This window comes from Vibrio sp. 2033 (assembly GCF_033339735.1).
Genome location: NZ_JAWOVC010000693.1, coordinates 1 through 550 on the forward strand (window position 1 = coordinate 1; position 550 = coordinate 550).

General features: G+C 43.1%; 1 protein-coding gene. It reads left to right on the top strand.

Features of this window, described 5'->3' with window-relative positions; genetic code table 11:
• Nucleotides 1–213: 213 nt before the first annotated feature.
• The coding region (locus R7P74_RS28560; RefSeq protein ID WP_318124061.1) for a methyltransferase family protein at nt 214–550 on the top strand (337 nt) is incomplete at its 3' end.

Below are 550 nucleotides of genomic sequence, written 5' to 3' on the forward strand. Positions count from 1 at the left end.
TACAATTTAAGTTGGAAACCAAACCTAGATAAGTTAGATAACGAAAGATGTTTGATTACTGGTTATTCTTGCCGAAGCCAAGTAAAACGCTTTGAAGGAACAAAGCCTAAGCATCCCGTTCAAGCACTGTTAACTTTGGTATAATGACATCAAGCCCAGTCCAACTGGGCTTTTTGCCCAATGATGAACATTCCATTTCAAAGGATCTGAACCTTGAGAAAACTTGAACTCAAAGTCCCACCTGTTGCGGTGTTTATGCTGGTCATACTCTTGATGTACGGGCTTAAAGTCTTGACGCCGAGCATGAACATTCGAGTGCCCTTTGTTGAGTTTGTAGTCGGTGCACTAACTTTGTTGTCTGGCTACATGGGGATTGCCGGTGTATATGAATTTCGCAAAGTAAAGACTACCGTGAACCCAGTAAAACCTGATGCAGCATCTTCCGTTGTAAGAACTGGTGTGTTTGCCTTCTCACGTAACCCAATGTACATGGCGTTGTTACTGCTCATCATTGCGGTGGGTTTATGGTGGCAACATTTAAGTGTGGTGC